Annotated in this window: 5 protein-coding genes; 4 read left to right on the top strand and 1 reads right to left on the bottom strand. The window is 56.5% G+C overall.

What is annotated here, in order from left to right:
* Positions 1-318 (bottom strand): ATP-binding cassette domain-containing protein (locus Q0L39_RS10330; protein WP_296628945.1); only part of this gene is annotated, 318 nt, incomplete at its 3' end.
* A gap of 435 nt (positions 319-753) precedes the next feature.
* Here Q0L39_RS10330 and truA point away from each other — a divergent pair.
* From truA to Q0L39_RS10310, 4 genes are all read left to right on the top strand, one after another.
* Positions 754-1,521 (top strand): tRNA pseudouridine(38-40) synthase TruA, encoded by a 768-nt coding sequence (gene truA / locus Q0L39_RS10325; protein ID WP_296628944.1) that lies wholly within the window; start codon positions 754-756, stop codon positions 1,519-1,521.
* Between the two features lie 8 nt (positions 1,522-1,529).
* Positions 1,530-3,167: a DUF5711 family protein gene (locus tag Q0L39_RS10320; RefSeq protein WP_296628942.1), complete on the top strand. Its 1,638-nt coding sequence runs from the start codon at positions 1,530-1,532 to the stop codon at positions 3,165-3,167.
* A 49-nt stretch (positions 3,168-3,216) separates the two neighbouring features.
* Positions 3,217-3,921 (top strand): CvpA family protein, encoded by a 705-nt coding sequence (locus tag Q0L39_RS10315; RefSeq protein ID WP_296628940.1) that lies wholly within the window; start codon positions 3,217-3,219, stop codon positions 3,919-3,921.
* Positions 3,922-4,024: 103 nt separating this feature from the next.
* A partial coding sequence (locus Q0L39_RS10310; protein ID WP_296628938.1) for an ATP-dependent Clp protease ATP-binding subunit occupies positions 4,025-5,638 on the top strand: 1,614 nt, incomplete at its 3' end.

Below are 5,638 nucleotides of genomic sequence, written 5' to 3'. Positions count from 1 at the left end.
GTGGAGTTCCTGAAGTCGAAGCACAATCTGGTTGTCGGGATTCTGGAACACCATGCCCACTTCCTGACGAATATCATAAAGATGTCCCTCGTCGGCGGTATCCATGCCGTCGACATATACCTTGCCGCCCGACGGCAGCAAAATTGCATTGAGATGTTTTGCAAAGGTGCTTTTGCCCGAGCCGTTGTGGCCCAGCACCGCCATCAGTTCGCCCTCGTGAATGGTCAGGTCGAGGTCCTCAAACACATTGACCGGTGCCTGCCCTTCCTCCACATGATAGCTGAAGCTGATCCCCTCTGCCTTGATAAAATCGTTCATCAGCCTTTGTAACCACCTTTTCTCAGATTGGGATGCGGTCTGCGTCCAGTGCACAGTCCCGCTCCCGCGTGTGTCAGTTTCGGCGGACTTGTCAGGACTGCTGTCAAGACCTTTGTCCAAAAGATAGAGCCTGCGCCGCCGAATTTGTTCAAATCTTCCATTAGTATAATCAATTTTGGAGCGAAAGAAAAGAGGAAAAGCAAAATTTTGTGGCTGTTCACAAATATTTAAGTTTCCAGGCCCTCTTTTTGACAGCGCAAAAGCCTCAAATCGCCATAAAAAGCGCAGAGCAGGGTCGAATGTGGACGAAGGATACGATGAACGAAACGGAAATTTCTGTTTTATTGGCGCGGGCAATAATGACAGAACGACAAAAGTCTGGTATAATAAATAGATGTGAACAAACAAGACCGACAAGGAGGCAGGATGGGGCAGATGCGAAATCTTTTACTGACCCTGCGCTATCAGGGAACCAACTACCACGGATTTCAGGTGCAGAAAAATGCCGTCACCGTGGCACAGGTGCTGCAGGATGCGCTGGAAAAGGTGCTCGGATGCAGAGAGGACATCAAGGGATGCTCCCGCACCGACAGCGGGGTCCACGCCAATATGTTCTGTGTGAGCGTCAAAACCCACAGCGCCATCCCGTGTCAGAGCCTGGTGCGGGCGCTCAATGTAAAGCTTCCCTATGACATCGCCGTGACCGACTGCATCGAGGTGCCGCTGGATTTCCACGCGCGCTACGACTGCCGCGGCAAACGGTATGTCTATCAGATCAACAACAGCCCCATCAAGGACCCGTTTTCGTTCCGGCAGGTGTACGACTACCGCTATCCCATCGACGTGCAGCTGTGCAACCGCGCCTGCCAGGGCTTTATCGGCACCCACGACTTTTCGTCGTTCTGTGCAGCCAATTCCTCGGTGGAGGACCATGTGCGCACCATCACCGCCTGCGGCATGGTGCGCCAGGGAGACAGGGTCACCTTCTATGTGGAGGGCGACGGATTTTTATATAATATGGTAAGGATCATGGTGGGAACGGTGCTGGAGGTCGCCGCCGGACAGCGTTCGCCGGACAGCATCCCACAGATATTGCAGGCGAAGGACCGCGCCGCAGCGGGAGCGACCGCACCGGCATGGGGATTGTATCTGGACAAGGTATTCTATGATGAAACACGACTTGCACCGACAGTGGAAGGATGAACGGATTTATGGCAAAGGTAACAGAGTTTAAGACGCTCAAAAAAAGACAGGCGCGCCGCAGAGGACTGGGTCTGCTTGCGCTGACGGCGCTGGTGCTGGTGGGAGCCTACCTGCTTTCGGCGCTGGTCAATACCCCAAACTTTGCCGGTTTGAGCTCGGTGCTGGACATGATTCAGGGCGGACCAGGCTATCCGATCGACGCACCAGGCGGCAAGGTCAAGGGCATGTATCAGAACGGCAGCAGTCTGGTCGTTGTCAATGAGACGACCATCTATTTTTATAACACCAGCGGCAGCGAGGTATACAGCGCCCAGCACCGCATGGGCAATCCGCAGGTTGCCACCAACGGCACCATGCTCTTAAACTTCGACCGCGGCTCCAAGACCTACACCGCTTACAGCCGCAACAACCAGTTTTATACCGGCACCACCGAAACAGCCATCCGATGCGGCGATATTTCCGCCAACGGCTGTATCGCCATCACCACCCAGAGTGAAAATGCGCACTCACAGGTGCAGGTGATGGACAACAAGCAGCGGCTGCAGTACACCTGGAGCTCGGACGACGTCATCACCGCCATGGCGATCTCGGACAACGGCAGCATGGTCGCCACCGGCAGCTCCTACGTCGAGGAAGGCGAGCTGAAAAACAGCCTGACCGTGCTGCGCGGCGGAAAGGAACTGTACAAATATACGCTGGCAAACCAGCTGATTCTGGGACTGGAATTTGACGGCAACAACGTCCGCTGTGTCACCGACCGCAGTGCGCTGCTGCTGGACACCAACGGAAAGGCCATCGGACAGTTTGACTACAAGGGTCAGCCGCTGTCCGGATTTTCCATGTATGACAACGGTCTGGCGCTGGTGTTCGGCAACTACGAGCAGGACCGCAGCTATACGCTGGCTTCGGTTGCGGACAACTTTTTCACCCTCAGAGGTACGGCGACGCTGACCGACAGCGTGCAGAAGATCGAAGCCTATGAAAACACCATTCTGGTGCTGGGCGGCTCGTCGCTGCGCGAATACAGCGCCTACGACTGTTCGCTGGTGGGCGAGGAGTCCGAAGGCTCCTACTATAACTTTGAGCCGATGGGCAACTCGATCTACGCCATCACCGGCACCGAGATTGTCCGTCTGACGCTGGCAGAGCCGTCCCGCTTCTCGCTGTTCACCAATCACACGCCGCAGGAGCTGCCCGACGGCGAGACCGAGCAGACGCAGGAGGAGCTGGACCTGCTGGAAAATATCCTCAGCGGCTTTAATAAGGACAAGCAGAACCAGACGGCCGAGCCGACCATCGGACAATCGACCGAGAGCGACTCCAAATATGAGGAGGGCTTCATCGAATCCGAACAGCCGCAGACCACGACCGAACAGGAGACCGAAACCACACCGGAAACACCGGCGGTGGGCGAGGACTTTGATCCTGACAATCCTGACGGCCTGACCAACACGGCGCCGTCCCACATGCCGGTGCAGAATGAGGACGCCGAGCCGGAATTTTCAAACGAGGACGACCTCAATCAATCCCAGCAGCAAGAGCAGGAACAGGAAAAGGAGCAGGAAGAACAGACCCAATCGCAGGAGGAGCAGGAAGAGCAGCAGGAGGAAGGCCAGCTGTTTTCTTCCCGCCGACCGGCATCCTGATGCGGGCAGACAACAATGAACATCAATCCATAAAGGGAGGACGACAGATATGGACAAGCTGGTTGTATTACTGTACGACCTGGCAGCAGTGCTGATTATCCTGATGACGGTGGCATACAGCTCCCAACGGGGCTTTGCGACCGGCGTTGTGCGGATGATCGGCCAGCTTGCTGCCTTTTTCGGCGCCGCATTTCTGGCAAAGGTGGGCGCCCAGTTTCTTTATGATGGATTTATCCGCTCGGAGGTAAACGCTTTTCTCAACCGCAACCTCACCGGCGGACAGGCAGGGGAGATCCTTTCGCAGCTGCAGGCAGCGGTAGATCAGCTGCCGCACATCTCCGGCAACATTCTGGGAATGAGCCTCGACCTGGATGCCATCTCCGCGGCGCTTTCGAGTGCAAGCGGAAATGCGGCGGCGGTGCTCGAACAGAATGTCGTCGGTCCGGCAGTACAGAGCTTTGTGGCGGCGGCGCTGTTTGCGCTCATCTTCGCCATCCTCGGCCTGCTGGTGCGGGTGCTGACCTCGGCGGTCCGCTTTGTGTTCCGCTCGCCTATTCTCGCTCCCATCGACCGCTTTCTTGGCGGTGTGGTCGGACTGTTGCAGGCGTCGATCAATCTCTATCTCATCTGCATTGTGCTCAAACTCGTGTTCTATCTGCTGGGCGGCATGAAATACTGCAACCAGTCGATCATTGCTGACACCCTGATTCTGAGCAAATTCTATTTCTTCGATCCGCTGTCGCTGTTTGTGTAGCAGAATAGAAAGACGCGCTTCATGATTTATTCATAAAGCCTCGTTATAATGATAGGAAAGAGTGAAAGCGTTTCCATCGAAAAGAAAGGATGTTTTTCAATAGATGAATCCAAATATGTTGTGTTCAAAATGTAAAAAGAGGATGGCGGTGGTGTTTATCACCCGCATGGACGGAGATAAACCGGTCAATGAGGGACTGTGCATCAAGTGCGCCAAGGAGATGAACATCAAGCCGGTGACCGACCTGCTGGACAAAATGGGCATCACCGACGAACAGCTGGACGCCATGGACGACCAGATGATGGGGCTGATGGACAGCTTTGGGGACAGCTTTGACATGGGCGGCGCCCAGTCGATGCCGTTCATGCAGATGTTCAACATGCAGCCGCCGGAGATGGACGAGGACGGCGACTATGACGCAGACGCAGACAATGAGCTTGCGCTGTATGACGAAGGCGACGCTGACCAGGGAGAGCTTGCCGAGCTGCCGCAGCAGAGCACCGGCGAGAAAAAGACCTCCGCTCACGAGCGCCGTCAGCAGGAAAAGGAGCGCAAAAAGTATAAATTCCTGACCGCCCATTGTGAAAACCTGACCCAGAAGGCCCGCGACGGCCGCATCGACCGCATCGTCGGCAGAGACAAGGAGATCGAGCGGGTCATTCAGATTCTCAACCGCCGCACCAAAAATAACCCTTGTCTGGTGGGTGAACCAGGCGTCGGCAAGACCGCCATCGCCGAAGGCATCGCTCAGAAGCTGGCGGAAGGCTCGGTTCCGGCAAAACTGCAGGGCAAAGAGCTGTACCTGCTGGACATGACCTCGCTGGTAGCGGGCACCCAGTTCCGCGGTCAGTTCGAGAGCCGTGTCAAGGGACTGATCGACGACGTGCGCAAGGCCGGCAACGTCATCCTGTTCATCGACGAGGTACACAGCCTGGTCGGTGCGGGCGACTCGGAAGGCTCGATGAACGCCGCCAATATCCTCAAACCGGCGCTGTCCCGCGGTGAGATTCAGGTCATCGGCGCGACCACCTTCGACGAGTACCGCAAGCACATCGAGAAGGACGCCGCACTCGAGCGCCGCTTCCAGCCGGTCAAGGTCGATCAGCCGACCATCGAACAGACTGTCGAAGTGCTCAAGGGCATCAAGGGCTACTATGAGCAGTATCACCGCGTCACCGTCACCGACGACATCGCGCGTCGGGCGGTGCTCTACTCCGAGCGGTATATCAATGACCGCTTCCTGCCGGACAAGGCCATCGACCTGCTCGACGAGGCCTGCTCCTGCGCAAACCTGCGCAACAAGGTGCTGGCGCAGTACGACGAATATAACCGCCAGATCAAGGTCTATCAGGATGTGATCGAACGGGACGAATCGGGCGAAAATGCGGACGTTGACTATGAAAAGCTGGCGGAGAACAAAGCAAAAGTTTTGCAGCTGCAGGGTCAGGCCGACCAGATCAAGGACGAGGCACTCGGTCAGAAGGTGACCGACGAGGACCTTGCCAAGGTGGTCGAGCTGTGGACCGGCATCCCTGCCAGCAAGATTCAGGCAAGCGAGATGCAGCGGGTGATCGGACTGGAGGATGCGCTCAAAAAGCGGATCATCGGTCAGGACGAGGCGGTCGAGCTGGTAGCGGCAGCGGTGCGCCGTTCCCGCGTGCAGATCAGCAAGAAGCACCGTCCGGCATCGTTTATCTTTGTCGGACCGACCGGCGTC

Origin of the sequence: uncultured Negativibacillus sp. (genome assembly GCF_944388365.1) — a bacterium.
GTDB lineage: Bacteria > Bacillota > Clostridia > Oscillospirales > Ruminococcaceae > Negativibacillus.
The sequence above is the reverse complement of the archived record's forward strand: the minus strand, read 5'-3'. Positions and strand labels throughout refer to the sequence as shown.